25 protein-coding genes are annotated in these 19,756 nt (G+C 37.6%); 10 read left to right on the top strand and 15 right to left on the bottom strand.

Annotated features, from left to right (window positions below):
* Nucleotides 1-531 precede the first annotated feature (531 nt).
* The 3 genes from ACFX4E_RS04605 to ACFX4E_RS04595 all read right to left on the bottom strand — a co-directional run bounded on the left by ACFX4E_RS04605 (nucleotide 532) and on the right by ACFX4E_RS04595 (nucleotide 2,007).
* Nucleotides 532-762, bottom strand: coding sequence for a YuzI family membrane protein (locus tag ACFX4E_RS04605; protein WP_016765278.1), 231 nt, complete (start codon nucleotides 760-762; stop codon nucleotides 532-534).
* 114 nt (nucleotides 763-876) lie between these two features.
* Nucleotides 877-1,596: an NAD-dependent protein deacylase gene (locus tag ACFX4E_RS04600; RefSeq protein ID WP_028410930.1), complete on the bottom strand. Its 720-nt coding sequence runs from the start codon at nucleotides 1,594-1,596 to the stop codon at nucleotides 877-879.
* A 12-nt stretch (nucleotides 1,597-1,608) separates the two neighbouring features.
* Nucleotides 1,609-2,007: a universal stress protein gene (locus tag ACFX4E_RS04595; RefSeq protein ID WP_013058676.1), complete on the bottom strand. Its 399-nt coding sequence runs from the start codon at nucleotides 2,005-2,007 to the stop codon at nucleotides 1,609-1,611.
* A gap of 158 nt (nucleotides 2,008-2,165) precedes the next feature.
* Between ACFX4E_RS04595 and ACFX4E_RS04590 the strand changes: the two genes are divergently transcribed.
* A complete protein-coding gene (locus ACFX4E_RS04590; protein ID WP_013058677.1) occupies nucleotides 2,166-2,309 on the top strand; it encodes a hypothetical protein in 144 nt (47 codons plus the stop codon).
* A gap of 26 nt (nucleotides 2,310-2,335) precedes the next feature.
* On the opposite strand, the gene pfkA is transcribed toward ACFX4E_RS04590, so the two are convergent.
* Nucleotides 2,336-3,295, bottom strand: a complete 960-nt coding sequence (pfkA, locus tag ACFX4E_RS04585) for a 6-phosphofructokinase (protein ID WP_013058678.1) — start codon at nucleotides 3,293-3,295, stop codon at nucleotides 2,336-2,338.
* Nucleotides 3,296-3,640: 345 nt separating this feature from the next.
* Here pfkA and ACFX4E_RS04580 point away from each other — a divergent pair, with 345 nt between their 5' ends.
* The gene (locus ACFX4E_RS04580; protein WP_016765281.1) at nucleotides 3,641-4,318 is read left to right on the top strand and encodes a C40 family peptidase; all 678 of its coding nucleotides are present in this window, start codon (nucleotides 3,641-3,643) and stop codon (nucleotides 4,316-4,318) included.
* A 139-nt stretch (nucleotides 4,319-4,457) separates the two neighbouring features.
* Nucleotides 4,458-5,000: a 5' nucleotidase, NT5C type gene (locus ACFX4E_RS04575; protein ID WP_028410929.1), complete on the top strand. Its 543-nt coding sequence runs from the start codon at nucleotides 4,458-4,460 to the stop codon at nucleotides 4,998-5,000.
* 148 nt (nucleotides 5,001-5,148) lie between these two features.
* On the opposite strand, the gene ACFX4E_RS04570 is transcribed toward ACFX4E_RS04575, so the two are convergent.
* From ACFX4E_RS04570 to ACFX4E_RS04560, 3 genes are all read right to left on the bottom strand, one after another.
* Nucleotides 5,149-5,274, bottom strand: a complete 126-nt coding sequence (locus ACFX4E_RS04570) for a hypothetical protein (protein ID WP_013058681.1) — start codon at nucleotides 5,272-5,274, stop codon at nucleotides 5,149-5,151.
* A 586-nt stretch (nucleotides 5,275-5,860) separates the two neighbouring features.
* The gene (locus ACFX4E_RS04565; RefSeq protein WP_016765283.1) at nucleotides 5,861-5,986 is read right to left on the bottom strand and encodes a hypothetical protein; all 126 of its coding nucleotides are present in this window, start codon (nucleotides 5,984-5,986) and stop codon (nucleotides 5,861-5,863) included.
* Between the two features lie 102 nt (nucleotides 5,987-6,088).
* Entirely contained in the window at nucleotides 6,089-6,493 is a 405-nt protein-coding gene (locus tag ACFX4E_RS04560) for a secondary thiamine-phosphate synthase enzyme YjbQ (RefSeq protein ID WP_028410928.1), read from the bottom strand.
* 118 nt (nucleotides 6,494-6,611) lie between these two features.
* Here ACFX4E_RS04560 and ACFX4E_RS04555 point away from each other — a divergent pair, with 118 nt between their 5' ends.
* From ACFX4E_RS04555 to ACFX4E_RS04545, 3 genes are read left to right on the top strand one after another with little or no spacing between them, the layout of a single operon-like run.
* Nucleotides 6,612-8,042 (top strand): spore germination protein, encoded by a 1,431-nt coding sequence (locus tag ACFX4E_RS04555; protein WP_016765285.1) that lies wholly within the window; start codon nucleotides 6,612-6,614, stop codon nucleotides 8,040-8,042.
* 21 nt (nucleotides 8,043-8,063) lie between these two features.
* Nucleotides 8,064-9,173 carry a GerAB/ArcD/ProY family transporter gene (locus tag ACFX4E_RS04550; protein ID WP_377237862.1) on the top strand — a complete coding sequence of 370 codons (1,110 nt, stop codon included), beginning with the start codon at nucleotides 8,064-8,066 and terminating at the stop codon, nucleotides 9,171-9,173.
* Nucleotides 9,170-10,297: a Ger(x)C family spore germination protein gene (locus tag ACFX4E_RS04545; protein WP_028410926.1), complete on the top strand. Its 1,128-nt coding sequence runs from the start codon at nucleotides 9,170-9,172 to the stop codon at nucleotides 10,295-10,297. The genes ACFX4E_RS04550 and ACFX4E_RS04545 overlap by 4 nt, the downstream gene beginning before the upstream one ends.
* 6 nt (nucleotides 10,298-10,303) lie before the next feature.
* On the opposite strand, the gene ACFX4E_RS04540 is transcribed toward ACFX4E_RS04545, so the two are convergent.
* The gene (locus ACFX4E_RS04540; protein ID WP_028410925.1) at nucleotides 10,304-10,672 is read right to left on the bottom strand and encodes a hypothetical protein; all 369 of its coding nucleotides are present in this window, start codon (nucleotides 10,670-10,672) and stop codon (nucleotides 10,304-10,306) included.
* A 231-nt stretch (nucleotides 10,673-10,903) separates the two neighbouring features.
* On the opposite strand from ACFX4E_RS04540, the gene ACFX4E_RS04535 reads away from it, so the two are divergent.
* Nucleotides 10,904-11,506, top strand: coding sequence for a DUF3885 domain-containing protein (locus ACFX4E_RS04535; protein WP_013058688.1), 603 nt, complete (start codon nucleotides 10,904-10,906; stop codon nucleotides 11,504-11,506).
* Between the two features lie 40 nt (nucleotides 11,507-11,546).
* On the opposite strand, the gene ACFX4E_RS04530 is transcribed toward ACFX4E_RS04535, so the two are convergent.
* The 5 genes from ACFX4E_RS04530 to ACFX4E_RS04510 form a co-directional block, all read right to left on the bottom strand.
* On the bottom strand, nucleotides 11,547-12,242 hold the full coding sequence (locus tag ACFX4E_RS04530; RefSeq protein WP_028410924.1) for a hypothetical protein: 696 nt from the start codon (nucleotides 12,240-12,242) through the stop codon (nucleotides 11,547-11,549).
* Nucleotides 12,242-13,111 carry an ABC transporter ATP-binding protein gene (locus tag ACFX4E_RS04525; RefSeq protein WP_028410923.1) on the bottom strand — a complete coding sequence of 290 codons (870 nt, stop codon included), beginning with the start codon at nucleotides 13,109-13,111 and terminating at the stop codon, nucleotides 12,242-12,244. Before ACFX4E_RS04525 ends, ACFX4E_RS04530 begins: the two co-directional genes overlap by 1 nt.
* Nucleotides 13,108-13,476, bottom strand: coding sequence for a GntR family transcriptional regulator (locus tag ACFX4E_RS04520; RefSeq protein ID WP_013058691.1), 369 nt, complete (start codon nucleotides 13,474-13,476; stop codon nucleotides 13,108-13,110). The genes ACFX4E_RS04525 and ACFX4E_RS04520 overlap by 4 nt, the downstream gene beginning before the upstream one ends.
* 106 nt (nucleotides 13,477-13,582) lie before the next feature.
* Entirely contained in the window at nucleotides 13,583-14,338 is a 756-nt protein-coding gene (locus ACFX4E_RS04515) for an alpha/beta family hydrolase (protein WP_098331947.1), read from the bottom strand.
* A 224-nt stretch (nucleotides 14,339-14,562) separates the two neighbouring features.
* A complete protein-coding gene (locus ACFX4E_RS04510; protein ID WP_028410920.1) occupies nucleotides 14,563-15,453 on the bottom strand; it encodes a YitT family protein in 891 nt (296 codons plus the stop codon).
* 258 nt (nucleotides 15,454-15,711) lie between these two features.
* On the opposite strand from ACFX4E_RS04510, the gene ACFX4E_RS04505 reads away from it, so the two are divergent.
* The 3 genes from ACFX4E_RS04505 (at nucleotide 15,712) to ACFX4E_RS04495 (ending at nucleotide 18,088) form a co-directional block, all read left to right on the top strand.
* Nucleotides 15,712-16,521, top strand: coding sequence for a DUF4397 domain-containing protein (locus ACFX4E_RS04505; protein ID WP_028410919.1), 810 nt, complete (start codon nucleotides 15,712-15,714; stop codon nucleotides 16,519-16,521).
* Nucleotides 16,518-17,141: a class F sortase gene (locus ACFX4E_RS04500; protein ID WP_377237863.1), complete on the top strand. Its 624-nt coding sequence runs from the start codon at nucleotides 16,518-16,520 to the stop codon at nucleotides 17,139-17,141. Before ACFX4E_RS04505 ends, ACFX4E_RS04500 begins: the two co-directional genes overlap by 4 nt.
* A 128-nt stretch (nucleotides 17,142-17,269) precedes the next feature.
* Complete coding sequence (locus tag ACFX4E_RS04495; RefSeq protein WP_098579852.1) at nucleotides 17,270-18,088, top strand: glycerophosphodiester phosphodiesterase family protein; 819 nt, start codon at nucleotides 17,270-17,272, stop codon at nucleotides 18,086-18,088.
* A gap of 27 nt (nucleotides 18,089-18,115) precedes the next feature.
* On the opposite strand, the gene ACFX4E_RS04490 is transcribed toward ACFX4E_RS04495, so the two are convergent.
* Together ACFX4E_RS04490 and ACFX4E_RS04485 are read right to left on the bottom strand one after the other, a co-directional pair.
* A complete protein-coding gene (locus tag ACFX4E_RS04490) occupies nucleotides 18,116-18,802 on the bottom strand; it encodes a hypothetical protein (protein WP_014458572.1) in 687 nt (228 codons plus the stop codon).
* 1 nt (nucleotide 18,803) lies between these two features.
* Nucleotides 18,804-19,646 (bottom strand): ATP-binding cassette domain-containing protein, encoded by an 843-nt coding sequence (locus ACFX4E_RS04485; RefSeq protein WP_028410915.1) that lies wholly within the window; start codon nucleotides 19,644-19,646, stop codon nucleotides 18,804-18,806.
* Between the last annotated feature and the right edge of the window lie 110 nt (nucleotides 19,647-19,756).

The following is a 19,756-nucleotide window of genomic DNA, read 5'->3' as shown; positions in this document are numbered from 1 at the left end:
GTACTGATCACTTGGAAAAGTGTATATAAGGAGGAATCACATGATAAATGTATAAACATTTTTATATGGAGCAAAACTGCCAGTCTTTCTTCCTTATCTCACGTTTCACTCGTTAATGTAGCAGGTCATTCTTTATTCAGCTGTTCTAGATGTGAAGCAATGGCTCACATCGCTTCATTTCATGATGTTGCTTCAGCGCTGATTCTCTCTTCCATTCATTTATAAAAAATTTAGTAGTTTCCAATCTTTATAAAGTTAAAGTCTGCTAACGTCTTAAAAGAGCGATTATGTGATAAAGAGCGATATGCGTGAAGCAAATGTTGGTTTGTATAATACTGTATTGTACGCTTTGACACTGGTGCATATAATGCTACTTCGCCAACGTGGTACACTGCCCCATCCAATCACCTCTATTTCCGTATATCTAAAAAGATTAAGGAATAATTATCCTATTTCTTTTTAAACTTATTGACTTTATTTTAAATGTTAAAAACTTTGCAGTCAAACGTTTTAGTTAGTCTCCTGCCCTTGCTATTTACTGGTGCGGCGATTTTTAGCAGGTAAATAAAAGCTTGCTGCTACACAAAAAAAACCAAGGACAAAACAGATAATGGGGAGTTTCATACCTATCGCTTCAGCATAATAAGTGAGACTCCTTCCGTGAATAGGGACAAGATTCATTTCAAAAATCAAAGTCAAAACAGCTGTCACTTTGAGTGCAATACCAACAATGAAGAGACAAACTCTCAAGCCTCCACTCATATGCGCAAACATCCCTTCTATCCATTAGCGAATGGATGATGTACTACACCATATGATACATCCCTTCACTTTATCACTAAATGCTAAAAAAGCGCTATGTCCATGCATAGACGCTTATAAATTTGCGACCACTTGTCCAATGGAACCATAGATAACCAAATCAAACAAATAATCATAATGCGTAGGTTCTTTATTAATCATCACCATGTTTGTACGATTGTACCGGCTCACAAGCAGCGGAATCTGATTAATCGGTGCTACTTCAAGCGATGAACCAAGCACGATGAATAAATCAGATGACAGCGCTGCTGTAACTGCTTCATCGAACTGATGAATGGCATCTCCAAAGAGAACAACATTTGGCTTTAAAAGGCGCTCACACGCTGTACATTGCGGGAGAGCTGACTGATTTAAATACGCTAAGTCATACTCTTTTTTACAGCTCGGACAATGAGCTCTCTTAATGGACCCATGAATTTCAAAAACGTTCGTGCTTCCTGCATCTTGGTGCAAGCCATCAATATTTTGCGTAATTACATGCACGGTTTTGGCTTCTTCTAGTTCAGCAATAAAGCGATGGCCCGTATTTGCTTTATACTGATGCAGCATTTTAACATGAAAAATTTCTTTAAACAGCGGCCAAAATTCATGAGGATACTGTTCATAGAAGTCAGCAGCTACTACGTCCACAAAGCTTTTGTTTTGGCGATATAAGCCGTTTTGAGAACGAAAGTCAGGTATACCCGACTCTGTGCTCATTCCTGCTCCCGTAAAAAAACAAATGTGTTTAGCATCATCAATGAGCTGTTTTAACTCTTTGTACTGTTTTACCATTGCATTTCTCTCCTATTTAACAATTAGCACAGGAATCGTTACTTGCTGTGCAATCTTAGAACTCACGCTTCCAAGCAGCATGCCTTTTACAGGATTTAACCCTCTGCTTCCTATTACTACAAGGTCAAATGAATTTTGATTAGCAAATTGAATCACTGTTTTAGCCGCGTCTCCGTGCATAAACGTAATCTCATACTCCACGTTTCCTTGCTTTAAAATTTCATCTGTTGTATGTATCCGGCTTTCACGTTCCTCATCGCGGCTAAGTGATTTTAATCTTGAATCACCCTCTACTGCATAAATGACCTGAATAAAACTGTTTTCCGTCAGCTGAGCCAGCTGAACAGCTTTTTCTGTTGCTTTAGCTGCATGCTCTGAGCCATCTGAGGCAAGTAAAATTCGTTTAAACATCACGCTTCCTCTCCTCTTTTGTAAAATGGTCTTCTTTCTTTACTATATCACTCGCTGTTCAAATGTAATCATTTTTTTGATTATTTCTATAATTTTTAAAATTATTTGTCTACTTTTATGATAAACTGAAAGAAAACTTGTACAGAGGGGATGGAACGATGTTTGGTTTTGAATTAATTTGCACCTTTTGCAAAGGACTCGGAAAGCTAGCCGTTATTCCTGGTATCGGTTACATGAAAACATGCAAACACTGCGAAGGAACAGGGATGCAATCAAAAAAAGACGAAACTCCTTCGATATAAGAAGTTTCGCCTCAGCCATACTGTGATTAGATTGAAAGCTCTTTAGATAAACGGTACATATCAGCATTGATATGGTGAGGTTCACCTAAAATTTCCATAATATCATAATCTACAATTTCATTTTTACGGATACCGATTGCACGGCCGCCTTTACCTTCTAGCAAAAGCTCGACTGCACGACCGCCGAAACGGCTTCCTAGCACACGATCTTGAGCAGTTGGGGAACCACCGCGCTGAATGTGTCCTAATACTGTTACACGCGTTTCAATACCTGCAGCTTCATGAAGCTGCTTCGCTACTTCATTACCATTGGCTACACCTTCAGCTACTACGATAATGCTGTGCTTTTTACCGCGCTCTTGTCCTTTTCTCAAACGATCAACCATTTCTTGGAACTCGTCTTTTGCTTCTGGGATAAGGATTGTTTCCGCACCGCCAGCAAGACCTGACCAAAGAGCAATGTCTCCTGCATTACGACCCATAACTTCAATAATAAACGTACGTTCATGAGAAGTCGCCGTGTCACGGATTTTATCAATTGCATCGATAACCGTATGAAGAGCCGTATCAAATCCTAATGTAAAATCTGTTCCTGGAATGTCGTTATCAATTGTTCCTGGAATACCAATACAAGGGAAACCAAGCTCTGTTAGTTTTACAGCTCCCATGTATGATCCGTCTCCACCAATAACTACTAAGCCTTCAATACCGTGCTTCTTAAGGTTTTCAATACCTTTTAAACGCCCTTCTTCTGTTTTGAATTCTGGACATCTTGCAGAATAAAGCATAGTTCCACCGCGTTGAATGATGTCACCAACATCTCCAACTTCTAGCTTTTTAATATTTCCTTCTATTAACCCTTGATATCCTTGATAGATACCGTAAACTTCCATACCTTCATGAATTGCTTTACGCACAACAGCACGAACCGCAGGATTCATACCTGGAGAATCTCCGCCGCTTGTTAATACACCTATTCTTTTCATTACTTTCACCTCATCAAAGTCACATACATGACTACTATATTATAGTTCTACATTTTACCCGAGTTCGAACTTTTTGTGTAGTAATTCACAACATATTTCTTTGTTAAATTTTAAATGTACATACTTTTTCATATCTTTTAGTTATTTACCGTCAAATATTCAAAGTTTTTCTAGCAATATTGTACATCTAAAGAACCCTTTTAGTTACAGCTTTTATAAGACTATATTCACCTTTATATTTCATTTTTTTCATATATGTAATGAAATTGTAACGTAGAACACTGTCGAAAGATGATATGATGAATTTACTTAAATCAGGAAAAATTTTCAGGGGGTACTAGTTTTATGAAAAAAGTAATAGCAGCTCTTACGCTTGCTGGCGTTATTGTTTCTACTAGCCCGATTGTCAGCCAAGCGGCTCTAGGCGACCAAACGCTTCGCCAAGGCATGAATCACCAAGATGTTAAACAACTACAACAAACGTTGAAAAATAAAGGTTATTTTAAAGGGAATACGACTACATACTTTGGGACTGTTACAACTTCTGCTGTAAAATCATTTCAGCGCAAAAATGGACTAGCAGCAGATGGTATTGTCGGAAAAGGAACGTATGCTAAACTAGGCGTTTCAGCAAAGGGCAAATCGCCTTCTAGCTCAGCGCGCTATAACCCTAACGCAGTGATTAACAAAGGAAAACAGTATATGGGCGTTCGATATCGCTGGGGTGGAACAACGCCAAGCGGCTTTGACTGCAGCGGTTTTATTGGCTATGCGTTCAAACATGGCGGCGGGGTTCAGCTTCCTCGAACAGTAGCTCAAATTTATCAAAAAGGAACGCGCGTCTCAAGTCCAAAAGCTGGAGATATTGTGTTCTTCCAAACTTATACAAAAGGGCCTTCTCATGCAGGAATTTATTTAGGAAATAACCAATTTCTTCACTGCTCTTCATCTAAAGGTGTGAGCATCTCTTCTCTAAAAGAGAGCTATTGGAGCAAACGCTATTTAGGTGCTAAAAGAATGTAGTTTCTATAAAAAGGGCAAGCTGTGCGATTTTGATGCGGCTTGCTCTTTTTATGCATGTAAAAGATTTGGTATAGTAGAAACAGCACATTACATTGCAAAACCAAGCGTGTAGATGAATACTGTAAAGGAAGTTGAATAAATGCACACCCTTTTAATTGACATGGATTCTGTCATTTGTGATCTTATGACGGATTGGCATAACCAATATAACCAAGATTATTGCGACAGCTTATCGGTTGAAAAGTTAAAATGCTGGGAATCAGAAAAGTATGTAAAGCCGGAATGCGGCACGAAAATTTATGACTACCTCGATCAGCCGGGGCTTTTTTTACATTTACAACCTCTCCCTCATGCTGTTGAGGTTCTTAAACGACTTTATGAGAGGTTTTCCATTTTAATTGTCACAAGCAGCCGTACCTATGCTTATACAGAAAAAGAGCAGTGGGTTGAGAAACACCTTCCGTTTATCGGAAAATATAATATCGTGTTTACACACCAAAAAGATAAAATATACGGAGACTTGCTATTTGATGATGCACCGCATAATTTGAAGGCTTTTCAAGCTACAGGTCGCCATGCTGTTGCCATGAGCTACCCGTATAACCAAGAAGTAAATGTCCCACGCGTGGACGATTGGCTTCAGTTTGAACAGTACGTAAATACTTATTTTAACGAATGTTAAGCTAAAAAACACGTGGACTTTGTCATCAGAGAATGAATGCAGTGCGTTTGTTAGCACAGCTATAAGCATAAAAAAACCGCCTTTTGGGCGGTTTTTGACGGATAGCCCCTAAGGGTTATCCGCTTTTTATTTAAAAAAATATAGTTTTTTAGTACTTATCAGCTGATGAGAAAAAGTCCATAATGGCATGGATAATTTCAACGGACTGAAAAGAAAACAATGATATGGCTGTTAATGAAAAGAAACCAATCATGGCCATACGTACAAGTAACATAGACTAATCGCCTCCCTGTTTTGAACTAAATGAACGCACCCAAAACAATTCGCTATCTGTCTTTGTTTGTACGACGTTTTCGCCAAGCAAAGGCAGCTCATTCACTGCGTGTAACAATGACAATGAATCTTCATCTTTCTTTTAAAGACTAAGCGTATAGTTAGTATATCAAATGAAACTTTTTCTTCAAGGCTATACTAGCGGTAAAAAAGGAAATAGTATGAAACGATGCGTTTTATCTTTATTTCATACAATTTAGTACCCTAATTTTTATTATATTAAACCTTTTAGGAAAATTGCTACTATTATATCTTTTTTTATAAAAAAAGATAGTAAGACATAACTAAATCAATTCAACCTAAAGACGAACAAGTGAGATAAATGATCTCGACTGCTTGTTGCATCGCTGTTGATCTCAGTGTAAGACTTCGTTTTCCGTCAGCGGCCGATGAGCCTGCTCGTCTACCTACACGAAACCTACGTCCACCCTACCAATGAAAAAATCCGAACGCGTTAAATTCTCAAGCAAGAATCAAACTCATTCGGATCTTCTTTCAATTAAAATAATTTTGTCTCTTCACTTTATTTATCGACACGTACTGTAATACTCATTGACAATGTCTAAAATAGTTGGGTATTCTTCCACCCATGTAAAATTTGTTTTTTCGTTTTCTTTTTTCACTGTTTCTTGTTCTGCACCGATCTTTTCCATTGTTCAATCTCTCCCTTTAACTGTTATATAACATTTATATTAACTAAACTTTGTTTTATAACAACTTTAAAAAGAAAGTTGGACAATGAGTATGAAAAAAAGTTATTGTAGGGATAAAATTTTCACATAATACGTACGAGTCCTTGGTCCATCAAACTCGCAAAAATAAATTCCTTGCCACGTTCCTAGCAGCAGCTGCCCATCGTGAATGATTATATGCTGAGAGGAGCCGACGGTGCTCGCTTTGAGATGCGCAGCCGTATTTCCTTCCATATGAAGATCTAACTTATGTTCCCAAGGATATACTTCATCGAAACGTCGGATCATATCGGTTTTTACATCCGGATCCGCATTTTCATTAATTGTTATACCAGCGGTTGTATGAGGACAGTAAACAACTACAGCCCCTTCTTTTAATCCTTCTGTTCTTATTAATGCTTGTACCTGACTCGTCACGTCAATCATTTCGTCACGCTTATTCGTTTTTAACGTAAATGAATGTAGCATACCATCACCTCTTTTCTTTACCATAACATATCTTTTCTATTCTTCCACATTTTTCGCATAACTCGTTTTCACATCGTAAACACTAAGCTCATTAACACAACAGGCGGTGAGTTTATTTATGCTCGATTCAAAATTTCAGCCCAATGCAGACTACACCGTTCAAACGTTTCTAGATTTGGTGGGTCAAAATACAGATGTTGGTTCCAAAAAATTATGGCTGTCTCCCACAAAATATATATGTATTATTTATCTCCAAGGATTAGTAGACGGAGAAAAACTTGATAATCTTACTCAGCATGTTGTTGAGACAAAAGCAAAAAGTGAAACGCAAACACTCGATGACATCGATTCGTTTATTTCTGTCATTAAAGACAAAGAAGTTTATACATACAAGCAAGCGATCTCGTGTTTTTTTAAAGGTCAGCCCTTGCTGTTCATTAGCGAAAGCACCACGGCATACTCGCTGAATATGTCTATGACCAAACAGCGCTCTTTAAGTGAACCTACAACAGAAAAAGTAGTGCGCGGCCCTAAAATTGCTCTTATCGAAAACTTAGATGAAAACCTTGGTCTTTTAAGGCAGCGTTCTACCGAAGAAGAAATGGTTATTGAAGACATTTATATTGGAAATACAAAGGAACATCGAACAAGTATCGTTTTTCATAATAAACACTGTCAAACTCACATCGTGAATCAAGTCCGAGAGAAATTATTAGACATTCCTTTAGATAACATTCAAGATTCAGGAATGATTGAAGAATTTTTAGAAGAAGCACCTTACTCACCGTTCCCTCAAGTACAAAATACAGAAAGACCGGATCGTGTTCTCGCTGCGGTGAATGAAGGGCGAGTAGCCATTTTAGTAGATGGCTCTCCTTTTGCTCTTTTAGTGCCTACAACTTTCGATATGATTATGAAATCACCCGATGATTATTACGAAAGATGGATAGCTGGTTCATTGCTAAGACTACTAAGGTACTTGTCTATTTTTATTACCCTATTCTTTTCAGCTATTTATATTTCACTGGTTTCGTTTAACCAAGGGCTGCTTCCGACTGAGCTAGCTATTACTATTGCTGCCACACGAGAAAACGTTCCTTTTTCTCCTTTTATCGAAGCAGTGGTCATGGAAGTGACGCTTGAATTATTACGCGAAGCCGGGCTGCGTCTCCCTACTCCTGTCGGACAAACAGTTGGACTTGTAGGCGGGGTTGTGATTGGTCAAGCAGCGGTGGAAGCTCATATCGTTAGCTCCGTTATGATTATTGTTGTATCTGTATCGGCAATTGCGTCCTTTACCGTTCCTCAGTACGGAATTGGCCTTTCGTTTCGAATTTTGCGTTTCGTATCTATGATGATTGCAGCAATCTTTGGATTATACGGAGTTACCATGTTTTTTCTTGTTCTCGTTATTCATCTAACCAAGCTCGAAAGTTTTGGTATGGCTTACTTCAAACCGTTTTTTGCGTTAAATAAAAAAGCGTGGAAAGATTCTTATATTCGTCTCCCAAACAAAAGTCTAAAACAGTCTAAAAATAAAGCCAAATAAAACTGACAAAAGGAGGACCATATGGAACAATCACAATCACAGTCACAATCAAGCAAGCTTCTTTCAGACTTTTATGCCATTTCAATTATCTCTTCAACCATGCTGGGCGTCGGTTTATTAACACTGCCAAGCAGCATTACAAACCAGACAAATAATGCAGACGGATGGATTGTACTTATTATGGACGGCCTTTTGTTTATTGGAATTGTTCTTTTTTTAGTCTGGATGGTTAAATATTTTACGATCAGCTGTATGTTTGACTTCACGCAAGAAGTAACCGGCAAGCTGATTGGAAATATCTTCAACTTCGCTATAGTCGTTTATTTCACATCTGTAGCAAGTTTTGAAGTAAGAGCTATGGCAGAAATGATCCATTTCTATTTACTGGAAACGATGCCCATTGAGTTAATTATCCTTTCGTTTATTTTGACAGGCGTCTATTTAATCACTGGCGGTATTAATTCTATTGGAAAAGTAATGGCCCTATGTTTTCCTGTCACGGTCATCATTCTTCTTATCTTATATCTTCTTAGTATCGGAATGGTCGATTTAAAAAACTTACAGCCCGTGTTAGCCGATGGATTCAGCCCGCTTCTTGCTGCTTTTACAACCGTCTCTGTTTCCTTTTTAGGGATTGAAACGATTGTATTTCTTCCAAAGCATATGAAAAACAAAAATCATTTACGAAAAGTTTCTATCATCGGATTTTCTATTCCTTTACTTTTATATATTATCACTTACGTATTAGTTGTCGGCGCGTTATCCGTTCCGGAGGTAAAAACGACCGTCTGGCCTACGATTGAATTTGTTCAGACGCATGAAGTAAAAGGAATTTTCTTTGAGAGGCTTGAATTATTTTTACTTATTGTCTGGCTTCTTCAGTTTTTTTTAACCTTTGTAATGTATTTCTTTTTAGCTGTTTCAGGATTTAAAAAGATTTTCAAAAACCGATCAACTACTAATATTATCTTTCTTGTGCCTGTTTTATTTATGAGCTCTTTAGCGCCCAAAACAGCAAGCGACGTGTCGAATTATTCAACTGTTCTAGGCTGGGCATTTTTAGTGACATTTTTGGTTATCCCTCTTTTTTTCAGCATGTTAATGAAAGTAAAAAAGGTTGTGTTCAAATGACGAAAAAATGTCTTCCTGTCATAATGACCATTTTTTTATTGTGCGGCTGTACAAATCATCGAAACATTGAACAACTTGCTCTTGTTATAGGAGTGGCAATGGATATTACATCGAAAATCGAACCAAAAACAGGAAAAAATCAGCTTGTGCTGACTCATCAAACGTTAACCGAGACGGAATCCGGAAATATGTCCTCTTCCATTCCATACAAAAACATTACAACCGCTGGCCCTACAATTCATGAAATCACGCGAAATATTTCGCTGAAATCTGATCCTATATACAGCCAGCATCAGCGAGCACTTTTAATAGGAGAAAAAGCGAGCAAGACCATCCCTCTTGATGCGCTTATCAATCAGTTTGTACGTGATAATGAAATACGGCGCAGCAGCCTTGCCTTTGTTACAAAAGGCGATGCTAAAAACGTTTTAACGATTCAAGGAATGTCTGTACCGCCTGTAAACTTAATTTACGAGCTTGTTTACAATAAATTCAAAACGAATAAAATTCTAAATCCCCTAACGATGGGAGAGCTATCGGCTAAGTTAAAAACAGATCAAAGCTTTTTAATACAGCGGCTTTCTAAAATTAAAAACAGCGTTGAAATAGACGGCGCGGCAATCATAAAAGATAAAAAAGCAAAATTCACCTTAACTCAGCACCAAGTGGAGGCTTTAACGTGGTTAACGGGGAATATTAAAGGCGGAATTATTTACGGCAAACACGGTCCATACCCCTTTTCCTATGAAATTGGAGATGTTCAGCAAGATGTGAAGGCCCGCATTGATTCAAATCACTCCGTTCATTTTGACATCAACGTTCAAACAAGCGGCAGGCTATCAGAAGATTGGGAGACTTCAAAACAGGCTCTTGCCGCCTCTAATGTAAAGAACACCGAAAAAAAAATAGAAAAAATTATTCGAAAAGACGCAGAAAAAACACTCCGCTTATTGCAAAACAACTACAAAGCTGATGTGATTGACCTGCATGATTACGTACGAATTCATCACCCTCATTTTTGGAAAAAACATCAGCATGAATGGGATGAAATATTTAGCCAGTCGACAATCGACTATCATGTTCATGTTCAAATTAAAGATTTTGGAACACAGGGCAGAGATTAGCTCTTATTACTCAACGCCAGCTTCAGTCAGCTCTTTTTTCTTTAGTTCCATAATCGTGAACTTATCGGTATAGTTTTTGCTGACGAACAGCTGGCGTTCATTGTCGTTATTAAAATAAAATTTTTTATCATCTTGATATTGAAAATTCACTTTCTTCTTTTTCATTTGCTTAATAAACGTTAAGTAGTCATTTGAATGAATGAGATACCTTTTAGGTTTATCGGATATTTGAACAACATCTTCACCCGAAGATTTTAATTTTACAATACTCCATGCAATAGGAAGAGGATTACCTTCTTGAAAGATCGTTTTGTGAAAAATGAGCACAAAGAAAGCAGCTGTAATAATTGAAATAAGAACAAGCTGTTTTTTCACCGTATTATCATCCTTTCTTCACGTCGTTACTACGTTAAGTAATACGACAGGCGTATGAAAAAACCTGTTCATCCGCAAAGGTTGTGTAAAGAAATAATGCAAAATCAACAAAATATAACAGTTTGGTTACCTTTTGATTAAATAACATTACTTCTTTACAAATTTAGCTAATCACGTGATAGACTAAACTCAACATATTAAGTCAGGACTAAACTAAATGAGGTGTTGCGTATGACTACAATGCGGCTTCAATCATACTTAACAACAATGTTTCCAAATGTTCAAATGAAAAGACCTCTTTTTTATAACGCGCCGGCAGGCATCCGCTTTACGCTTACCAATCAAAAAGGCGTATGGGAACGAGAATACATGAAAAATGTGTACGCACGCGCTTATGAAATTTTTGAGACACTCCATGAAAAAAATGATGAGCTGTTACTTGTTTTCAAAGCGAATGCTGCACAGGATGATTTACTTTTAAAAAAGAAAAAAGAAACAGCTATTAAAAAATTCATTCGCTCTCGCCTGAAGAAACAAGAAGTTCAATCCGTAGCATTATTAAATAACGCTGAGTATATTATTGCCTGCAAAACAAATGATGTGAAAGAAAAGCTTCTTTTGCAATCAATTGCTAACCGTGATCTTCATATTCATCCGGCTATTGAAGAAGAGTGTTACATTGTGAATTTGAATAAAGAAACCATCTTCCACCTATACGACGAGCGCGGACTGGACATTGTATCGAACAATCAGTCTTCTCTTCAACTTCTTCAGCAAAAGTTTCACGACTGGATTCTAGATATTGATGCAGCTTGTTCAAAAAAAGTACAATAAAAAAAGCAATCATTCAGTAAAGGAATGATTGCTTTTTTTATTAGGCTTGATGGACAGGAGAAGCTTTTTTTAAAAACAGCCAGTTGATAAGAAAGAATAGGAAGCTTGTGATAACCATTGTTCCGAAAGTAAGTAACAACGATCCGTTCGAAAAGCTTTTTATAAAATGAATAACCGGTTCTTTTGTCACTGGAATGGTAAATAGTAAAATTAAAACAGCACCGGTGATCATCCCTCCTGTTTGCCCGAATTTGTAAACGATGCTGCCGAGCAAACATGCTGCTGCTGTAATAAAAAAGATAAATACAGCGTCCGTTAAAAAATGAATAGCGACAGTAGGGTCATGAAAGATAAAGTCACTCGCATAATAAAGCTGAACATTCATTAAATTCAAACTATTAATCACCTTTATTGAAATGCTCATGATGACAACATTGATAAGTGACATTACAATTGCAAATAAAGCAAAAACACAGGTCATCGTTAAAAGATATGCTTTACGAGTAGCTCCTAACTTTAAGCAAAAGGAGAAACTTTTTCGAATGATAATAAAACTTACAATACCTGAAAAGATGTACTGCGGCATGCTTGTTACTAATAGGAGATGCTCATTCACCTGACTGAAAACTAAAATATCTACTACAACAAAAGCTAACAGAATCGTCCAAAAGCGAATCATTAAATACTTTAGTTCAACGTAGAGCGAATAACTAATGGCGGCAAACTGTCCTTTCATTACGCTACACCTCCACGATTTGCTGTAAGATAAATCATAATATCCTGTATGTGAACAGCTTCTACATGAAATGAACTGTCGATAAGCTCCTCAGCATAAATATCTTCGTTAAAAAGCACTATTTTTTTCTCTCCTCCGAATACTTGTTCATGGATTACTTGCTTTCCTTTTTCATATTCTTCAATTTGACTTTTAGGTCCTTTCACACTTACACAGCGCTGCTGCAAATTTTCTGCCGTATCTTGAAGAATCAGCTTTCCTTTTTGCATAATAAGTACTTCTTCAAATAAATTACTTACCTCATCAATTAAATGCGTTGAGATAATGAACGTGCGTGGATATTCTTCATATTCATCCAATAAAAGCTCATAAAAACGCGCTCGCATCGCAGCATCAAGCCCAATATAAGGTTCATCAAAGATTGTGATGCTCGTTCGAGAAGATAGCCCAACAATAATTCCTAATGCTGATTCCATACCTTTAGATAATGCTTTCACTTTCATATTACAATCTAAATCGAACTCTTCCATCAGCCTCTCAGCAGCTTCTTGGCTCCAATAAGGATAAAAAAGTGACGCAATTTTTAGCACGTCTTTGACTTTTAATGTTTTTTTGAAATTTCCGCTTTCGTTAATTAAGCAGATGTTTTGCAAAACAGAGCGGTTTTCAAATGGAGATTGATTTCCTACTTTTACTTCTCCTGTCGTAACTGGAATATGCCCGGCTACAATTTGCATCAGAGTCGTTTTGCCCGCTCCGTTTCTACCTAGCAACCCGTATATTTTATTTTGTGCTAGCGTAAGTGAAATGTCTTTTAACACTTGTTTAGATCCATAGCATTTATTTAACAGCTGCGCTTCTATATTCATTTTATTTCCCCCTTGTCTAACAGCTCTTTTAACTCGTTTACCGTAATCCCCAAATGCTGTGCTTCTTTTTTCAGGGGAACGATAAAACGGTTATAAAATTCTTCTTTTCTTTGTGTAAGCAATACTTCTTTGGCGCCCGCACATACAAACATCCCTATCCCTCTCTTTTTATACAATATTCCGTGGTCAACTAGCTGATTAATCCCTTTAGCTGCTGTTGCAGGGTTAATGCGATACATTTTGGCAAATTCATTCGTAGACGGTACTCTTTCTTCTTCTGGAAAAGCATCATTCAAAATATTCTCTTCGATGGTTTCTTTGATTTGTTGAAAAATTGGTCGCTGATGATCTAATGATTGTTTCATTTTGACTACCTCGCTTAAGTGGTTCATTACTCATGTAACTAACTATATAACTAACTGGTTATTTTTTCAAGTTTTATTTCCAAAAAAAAATAAAAAAGTCCGTCAGTTAGTTACTGGCGGACTTTTTTATTTGACTGTTTAACCACTTGACCGTTCTTTTTACTAGCTCATCCTGCTGCTCTTTAGGGGAAATACTGGCTTTGTTGTCGCCTTTTTGTTTCCCGTACATTCCAAACTGTGCGTGATTAGCTCCTTTTACTTGAACCAGCTCCGTATTTTTTGAAAGTAAATGCTTGGTTTCTTTAATTTTTTCAGGCGTCGACAAACCATCTTTTTCACCGGTTAAAGACAAAATAGGATAAGTGGAAGTTGAAAAATTATTTTTATTCATCGGATACGATGCTAAAAGAACTAAGCCTTTTATTGAGTTTTGATGATCATACGCATAAGAGGCTGCACTCACTCCTCCAAGGGAATGCCCTCCGATAAACCATGCGGAAATCTTCGGATAGCTCTTCACAATATCCGTCGCTTTGTTTTGACTAAAAAAACTCATATTAAACGGAGAATCTACAACAGCAACAAGATATCCTTCATTTGCAATTTGCTGAGCATAATAGCCATATGCTAACGGTTCTACTTTAGCACCTTGATAAATAATATAGCCGGCTTTTATCTCTTTGTTCGTTTGAGGCTTGAATACGTAATAATTGTCTTTCTTCACTACTTTTTTCTCATCTACTAGTGAGTGAAGCTGCTTTGAAGGTTCATAATCAAAACCTGACCATATGACAAAAAAAGCCACGGTTACCGCAACAAGAACGGCAAGACCGACTCCTACTATTTTTAACGTTTTTTTCATGTCACTCCCTCTTTCTGTTTTTTTACTATGTACTCTTTTTATATCTTTTAGACATTTTACATGTTTGTTTTAAAGATATACAAGAAAAAAGAGAGGTTCGATATGCCCAAAGCAGGACGCAGCAGAAGTGACATAAACCACTCCATATACTCGAAACAAAAAGAGAAAATTAAAAAGGCTGCTGCATGTAATAACGGGACAGCCTTATTAGCAGACAACCTTCACTAATGAATATCTCGTTTCTTAAATCTCCCTCCTCTAACTTCAGCAATAGCTGCTACGGCAAAAAAAGCAGATGGATCTATCTCATCGATAATCGCTTTTAGCTTTGCTTCTTCAAGCCTGGTAATTACACAAAAAATGACTTTTTTATCATCTCCCGTATACGCCCCTTCCCCATTTAAATACGTGACGCCTCTCCCTAAACGAGCAAGAATCGCTTCGCCAATTTGTTCATATTGTTCGCTGATAATCCAAGCTGACTTAGACTCATCTAACCCTTGAATCACAATATCAATTGTTTTAAAAGCAATGAAATAAGCCATTAAAGAATACATAGCGCGATCCCAGCCAAATACAAAACCGGCACTTCCCAAAATAAATAAATTAAAAAACATAATCGTCTCACCTACGGAGAAAGGCGTACGTTTATTAAATAAAATAGCTAATATCTCGGTGCCGTCTAGCGAACCTCCGTACCGAATAACAATTCCTACTCCCACACCTAGAACAATTCCGCCAAACACAGTGGCTAAAAGAGGATCACCTGTTAAGACCGGCAAGTCGTGAAAAATAGAGGTAGCAATGGATAGAATGATAACACCTAAAAGCGTAGATAGCGCAAATGTTTTTCCAATTTGCTTGTATCCAATAAAAAAGAATGGAAGATTTAATACGAAGATATAAAAACCTATTTGAACATCCGTTAAGTGGGATAAAATAATAGATATACCTACAATTCCACCGTCAATAACCTCATTAGGGACAAGAAAAAATTCTAGCCCGACGGCCATTAAAAGGGCTCCCACAAAAATAAACAGCATGCGCTTTACAATCATTTTAGCTGATAGCGAACGATGAACAACCTTTTTTATTTCATGATTCGTTTGTAGCACATAACTTCCCCTCCTTTTGTAATAGAGACATCAACTACTAATCAAACCCTTCTTTTAATATTATCACAAAATTCAAACTATTTACCTGGCCTTTTACAAAAATTTCATCTAATGAAATAAATTATGCATATATTGGATAAAATTGTAGATGATAACAAGTGAATAAATGCCCGAGTACGTTCAAAAGTGAATGAATGCTCACCACTTTTCATACGGGACTAACAGGACAAACTTAGATTAAAAGGAGAGTAAAACGTTATGAACCGTGTAAAGATTATTGCTGCTTCTTTACTCGCAGTTTTATTGCTAGCTTTTTCAGATAGTTTCACTTCTGCAGCTGTGCAGGAGGCGATGATACGAGTTGTGCATGCGTCACCTGATGCACCTGAAGTAGATATATATGTGGACAATCAAAGCATCGTAGTCGGCGCATCGTTTAAAGATGTGACAGATTACCTTAAAGTACCTGCGGGGTCTCATAAAATAGAGGTATATGCCATAGGTACAAAAGGAAAAGAAAAACCTGTCATTTCCACTAATGTAACCGTCGAAGCAAACAAGGCCTATACTCTTGCTGCTATTAACCAAGTTGCACACTTGGAATTAAAAGTAGCTCAAGATGATATGAACGTAGCTAAAGGAAAGAGTAAAATTCGAATTGCTCACTTTTCTCCAGATGCTCCCGCTGTTAATGTAGGTATTAATCACGGCCCTACTTTGTTTAAAGACACTGCTTTTAAACAAATGACAAATTATTCTGAAGTAGATGCCGGAACCTATGATTTAACCATTGCAACTAGTCAAGACAACAAAAAAGTACTGGACATTCCAAACCTTAATTTAGAAGCTAACACGGTCTACACGGTGCTCGCTATTAACAAAGCCGACAGTCTTGAAACGCTTTTATTAAAAGATAATACGGCTATGCCTTCCGAAATGCCAAAAACAGGTATGGGCGGTGCTTCACAGGATAATTATAATTCAATTGTGCCAGTTCTTACTTTATTAGGAATTGGAGCAGTCGCTATATTTGTTGTTCGTCGTCACAGAGGATACGAAAGCGAATGAAATGGATAGGAGGGGTTTTCACCTTTTCTTTTATACTATTCATGAGCAGCTGGTTTGCCCAATCAGCAATTGCAAACGGCTCGACGGATTTTGTTGTGAAGATGGCTGAAACAAAATCGGCTCAATCCTTGAAAGCTTCAGGAACTGCTTCTATGCCTCTTCCATCTCAGCTTATTATTCCGAAGCTTCATATTAAGGCTTTTATAAAAGGAATGGGCCTTACTAACCAAGGTGAAATGAGCGTTCCTGATAATGGTCATGATGTAGCTTGGTTTAAGCTTGGAGCAAGACCCGGAGAGGAAGGAAATGCGGTCATTGCAGGACATGTTGATGATCAAAAAGGACCCGCTATCTTCTATCATCTCGACAAGCTCACAAAAGGAGATGAAATTTTTGTAACCGATCAGCAAGGTCAGCAGCTGGTCTTTGTTGTTACCAATAAAGCTTCTTATCCCCGAGATTCTGCTCCTATCAGAGAGATTTTCGGTCCAACTTTTCAACACCAGCTTAATTTAATCACCTGTACGGGAACGTTTGATCATAAACAGAAAACTCATGAGCGGAGGCTCGTTATTTATACAAGCCTTCGCCCAGAAAAAACAGCCGATGTTTCTCGCTAAACATCGGCGTTTATTACTTTTAATTACATACTGGTTCGTTTTATTTAAATATTTACACAGCCTTAATATGAACACAACATCTCACTAGTAAACTAATGCACGACCCCTCAATAAAAAGGAGTTTTGATATGAGACGAAAATGGTGGTTTGTAAGCTCACTCACTCTTTGTTTATGCGGCATTTTTATGTTTATACATACGCAGGCAGCTTCTACTCAAGCAGAAAACGTAGCCATTATTGCTCATCGAGGTGCATCAGGGTATGAGCCAGAGCATACGATGCAATCTTATCTCGCAGCCGTTCAACAAAAAGCGGATTACATTGAACTTGATCTTCATATGTCTAAAGATCAGCAGCTGGTAGCAATTCATGACTACAAAGTTGACCGAACGACAAATGGAACAGGATATGTAAAACAGTATACAGTGAAGCAGCTTCAGCGTTTGAACGCAGGAAAAGGTAATAAAAAAGCCGTCATTCCAACTTTAGAAGAAATATTCCGTACGTTTGGCAATCGAACAAACTATTATATTGAAACAAAATCTCCTCATGAATATCCAGGTATGGAAAAGGAATTGCTGACGCTGATGGCTAAGTACAACATTCATACCAATCACGTCATTGTACAATCATTTAGTCCTGAAAGCTTAAAAACCGTCCATCGATACCGACCTACTATGAAACTAATTCAACTGATTCGTTCTAAGCAAACCAATATGTTAACAGATCAGCAGTTCAGACAAATCAAAACGTACGCGAACGGCATCGGTCCTAATGCAAACACGCTGACAAAGTCATATGTACAAAAAGCTCGCTCATATGATTTAGACGTTCATCCTTATACAGTAAATGATGAAAAGCAAATGAGAATGCTTATCGAGTGGGGCGTAACCGGCATGTTTACTAATTACCCGGATCGTCTTTATAACGTGCTTCATAATAAATAAACACTTGCCGCGGCAAGTGTTTATTCTTTATACATCTCTTCTATTCGCTCTCCACAAGTACAGGCTAATTAATGCTATGGCATAAAGCAAAGCCCAGCCAAACACCAAAAATTTGTTTAATCCTTCGTTAATAAATTGAATGATTGCAGATACGGGCGGCAATACATACAGCAGCAGTCCCCCTCCTTGATACGGAAATGAAACGCCTGCCGCTGCAAGCGTAACGATTAAAATAAAGAGAGGTCCAAACCACGATAAGCTGCCTTCTCTTACAACATCTCTTGTGAAAACAAGGCCTATGCTCATACCAAGCAAACTAAACGTCCAGTGAATAATAAACCCGAACACCATTTGCTTAGTGGATATATCCACTTCAAACATATCAAGCAGCACGGGATAAGCAATGGAAACCGCTGATAAAAATGTAAACAGCAGCATACAGCTAATAAGCTTGCTTATAAAGTACTTGTTCTTTTTCCCTACATGAAGTTTTGTAATAACTTCTTGACTGGAATCTTCCGCGTGAAACAGAGACATCGTAAACCAAGTGGTTAGAAAAAAGAGGAAAAGTGCCGTATTAAAAAAGCTATCAAGCACCGGGTTCGGTCTATATGTATAGTTCATACACAGCGAAATAATATAAAGTGCAAGCGGCGGAATATATCGATACGATTTAATGTATGTAATAAAATGATAGCGAATCAATGCACCCATCTTAAATTTCTTCCCTTTCCATATGATATAGCTTTACAACTTCAGCTTGAACAGCAAGCAATTCTGCAAGAAACTCATTTACATATTTTTTATCTATATAAAAAATCCAGTAGTTTCCGTGCTGTTCAATTTTCGTGCACTTTTCTTTTAATAAACGAAGCGGCTTATTGAGAATGACATTTGCCTCAATGACCGTTAAATGCTCAATGAGTTGAACGCGCTCATTTTTTAAAATGCGCTGTGAGCCAATGGTGATAACACGATCCGCTACAGCATGAATGAGCCTTTCTTCATGACACGTAAATACAATGGTCATCCCTCGTTCTTTGAGCTTTGTAAAAATTCGTTCTACTTCTAGCTGAGCACGAGCATCTAATCCTGATAGAGGTTCATCAAGCAATAGCAGCTTAGAAGAACTCAGCAGCGCTTGCATCATGTTGACTTTTTGCTTCATTCCTTTTGAAAAAGAAATGATTTCTTCATGCCTAAACTCTACCATTTCGAAAGTTTCGAGCAGCTCTTCAATTCTAGAGGTGCGCTTTTTCTTAGACAATCCTTGAATTCGTCCCATGTGCTGCAAATAACCTGCTAGCGTAAAACGGAGTTCCTGAGGAAATTGTTCCACCACAAATCCAGGCGTACCGGTTTCTTTATGAAGGTGAATTGTCCCTTTAGTCGGTTTCGATAATCCGCCAATTAACTTTAAAAACGTACTTTTTCCGGCACCGTTTTTTCCAACAATCGCGACAGTCTCTCCTTTATAAAGGGTCGTGTGAATGTTTTCTAATACGGTATGTTTTTTGTATACTTTTGCAACATTTTTTAATTCAATCAGTTTTTCCATCTGCTGCCTCGCCTCTCCATAATCCTATATGTTAAATCATAGCATATTTATGGGGAATGTGCTTCCATCTCTATACGTTTCAGCTAAATTTTTCCCGTACAAAAAAGCCT

The organism is Priestia sp. YIM B13491 (genome assembly GCF_042787605.1).
Lineage (GTDB): Bacteria > Bacillota > Bacilli > Bacillales > Bacillaceae_H > Priestia > Priestia megaterium_E.
Note: the sequence above shows the minus strand (reverse complement) of the source record. Positions and strands in the feature narration are given on the sequence as shown.

What these genes read in the sequence shown, in the direction of transcription:
- ACFX4E_RS04605 (WP_016765278.1), bottom strand. Translation starts at nt 762, where the DNA reads ATGAGTGGAGGCTTGAGAGTTTGTCTCTTCATTGTTGGTATTGCACTC.
- ACFX4E_RS04600 (WP_028410930.1), bottom strand. Translation starts at nt 1,596, where the DNA reads ATGGTAAAACAGTACAAAGAGTTAAAACAGCTCATTGATGATGCTAAA.
- ACFX4E_RS04595 (WP_013058676.1), bottom strand. Translation starts at nt 2,007, where the DNA reads ATGTTTAAACGAATTTTACTTGCCTCAGATGGCTCAGAGCATGCAGCT.
- ACFX4E_RS04590 (WP_013058677.1), top strand. Translation starts at nt 2,166, where the DNA reads ATGTTTGGTTTTGAATTAATTTGCACCTTTTGCAAAGGACTCGGAAAG.
- pfkA (WP_013058678.1), bottom strand. Translation starts at nt 3,295, where the DNA reads ATGAAAAGAATAGGTGTATTAACAAGCGGCGGAGATTCTCCAGGTATG.
- ACFX4E_RS04580 (WP_016765281.1), top strand. Translation starts at nt 3,641, where the DNA reads ATGAAAAAAGTAATAGCAGCTCTTACGCTTGCTGGCGTTATTGTTTCT.
- ACFX4E_RS04575 (WP_028410929.1), top strand. Translation starts at nt 4,458, where the DNA reads ATGCACACCCTTTTAATTGACATGGATTCTGTCATTTGTGATCTTATG.
- ACFX4E_RS04570 (WP_013058681.1), bottom strand. Translation starts at nt 5,274, where the DNA reads ATGTTACTTGTACGTATGGCCATGATTGGTTTCTTTTCATTAACAGCC.
- ACFX4E_RS04565 (WP_016765283.1), bottom strand. Translation starts at nt 5,986, where the DNA reads ATGGAAAAGATCGGTGCAGAACAAGAAACAGTGAAAAAAGAAAACGAA.
- ACFX4E_RS04560 (WP_028410928.1), bottom strand. Translation starts at nt 6,493, where the DNA reads ATGCTACATTCATTTACGTTAAAAACGAATAAGCGTGACGAAATGATT.
- ACFX4E_RS04555 (WP_016765285.1), top strand. Translation starts at nt 6,612, where the DNA reads ATGCTCGATTCAAAATTTCAGCCCAATGCAGACTACACCGTTCAAACG.
- ACFX4E_RS04550 (WP_377237862.1), top strand. Translation starts at nt 8,064, where the DNA reads ATGGAACAATCACAATCACAGTCACAATCAAGCAAGCTTCTTTCAGAC.
- ACFX4E_RS04545 (WP_028410926.1), top strand. Translation starts at nt 9,170, where the DNA reads ATGACGAAAAAATGTCTTCCTGTCATAATGACCATTTTTTTATTGTGC.
- ACFX4E_RS04535 (WP_013058688.1), top strand. Translation starts at nt 10,904, where the DNA reads ATGACTACAATGCGGCTTCAATCATACTTAACAACAATGTTTCCAAAT.
- ACFX4E_RS04530 (WP_028410924.1), bottom strand. Translation starts at nt 12,242, where the DNA reads ATGAAAGGACAGTTTGCCGCCATTAGTTATTCGCTCTACGTTGAACTA.
- ACFX4E_RS04525 (WP_028410923.1), bottom strand. Translation starts at nt 13,111, where the DNA reads ATGAATATAGAAGCGCAGCTGTTAAATAAATGCTATGGATCTAAACAA.
- ACFX4E_RS04520 (WP_013058691.1), bottom strand. Translation starts at nt 13,476, where the DNA reads ATGAAACAATCATTAGATCATCAGCGACCAATTTTTCAACAAATCAAA.
- ACFX4E_RS04515 (WP_098331947.1), bottom strand. Translation starts at nt 14,338, where the DNA reads ATGAAAAAAACGTTAAAAATAGTAGGAGTCGGTCTTGCCGTTCTTGTT.
- ACFX4E_RS04505 (WP_028410919.1), top strand. Translation starts at nt 15,712, where the DNA reads ATGAACCGTGTAAAGATTATTGCTGCTTCTTTACTCGCAGTTTTATTG.
- ACFX4E_RS04500 (WP_377237863.1), top strand. Translation starts at nt 16,518, where the DNA reads ATGAAATGGATAGGAGGGGTTTTCACCTTTTCTTTTATACTATTCATG.
- ACFX4E_RS04495 (WP_098579852.1), top strand. Translation starts at nt 17,270, where the DNA reads ATGAGACGAAAATGGTGGTTTGTAAGCTCACTCACTCTTTGTTTATGC.
- ACFX4E_RS04490 (WP_014458572.1), bottom strand. Translation starts at nt 18,802, where the DNA reads ATGGGTGCATTGATTCGCTATCATTTTATTACATACATTAAATCGTAT.
- ACFX4E_RS04485 (WP_028410915.1), bottom strand. Translation starts at nt 19,646, where the DNA reads ATGGAAAAACTGATTGAATTAAAAAATGTTGCAAAAGTATACAAAAAA.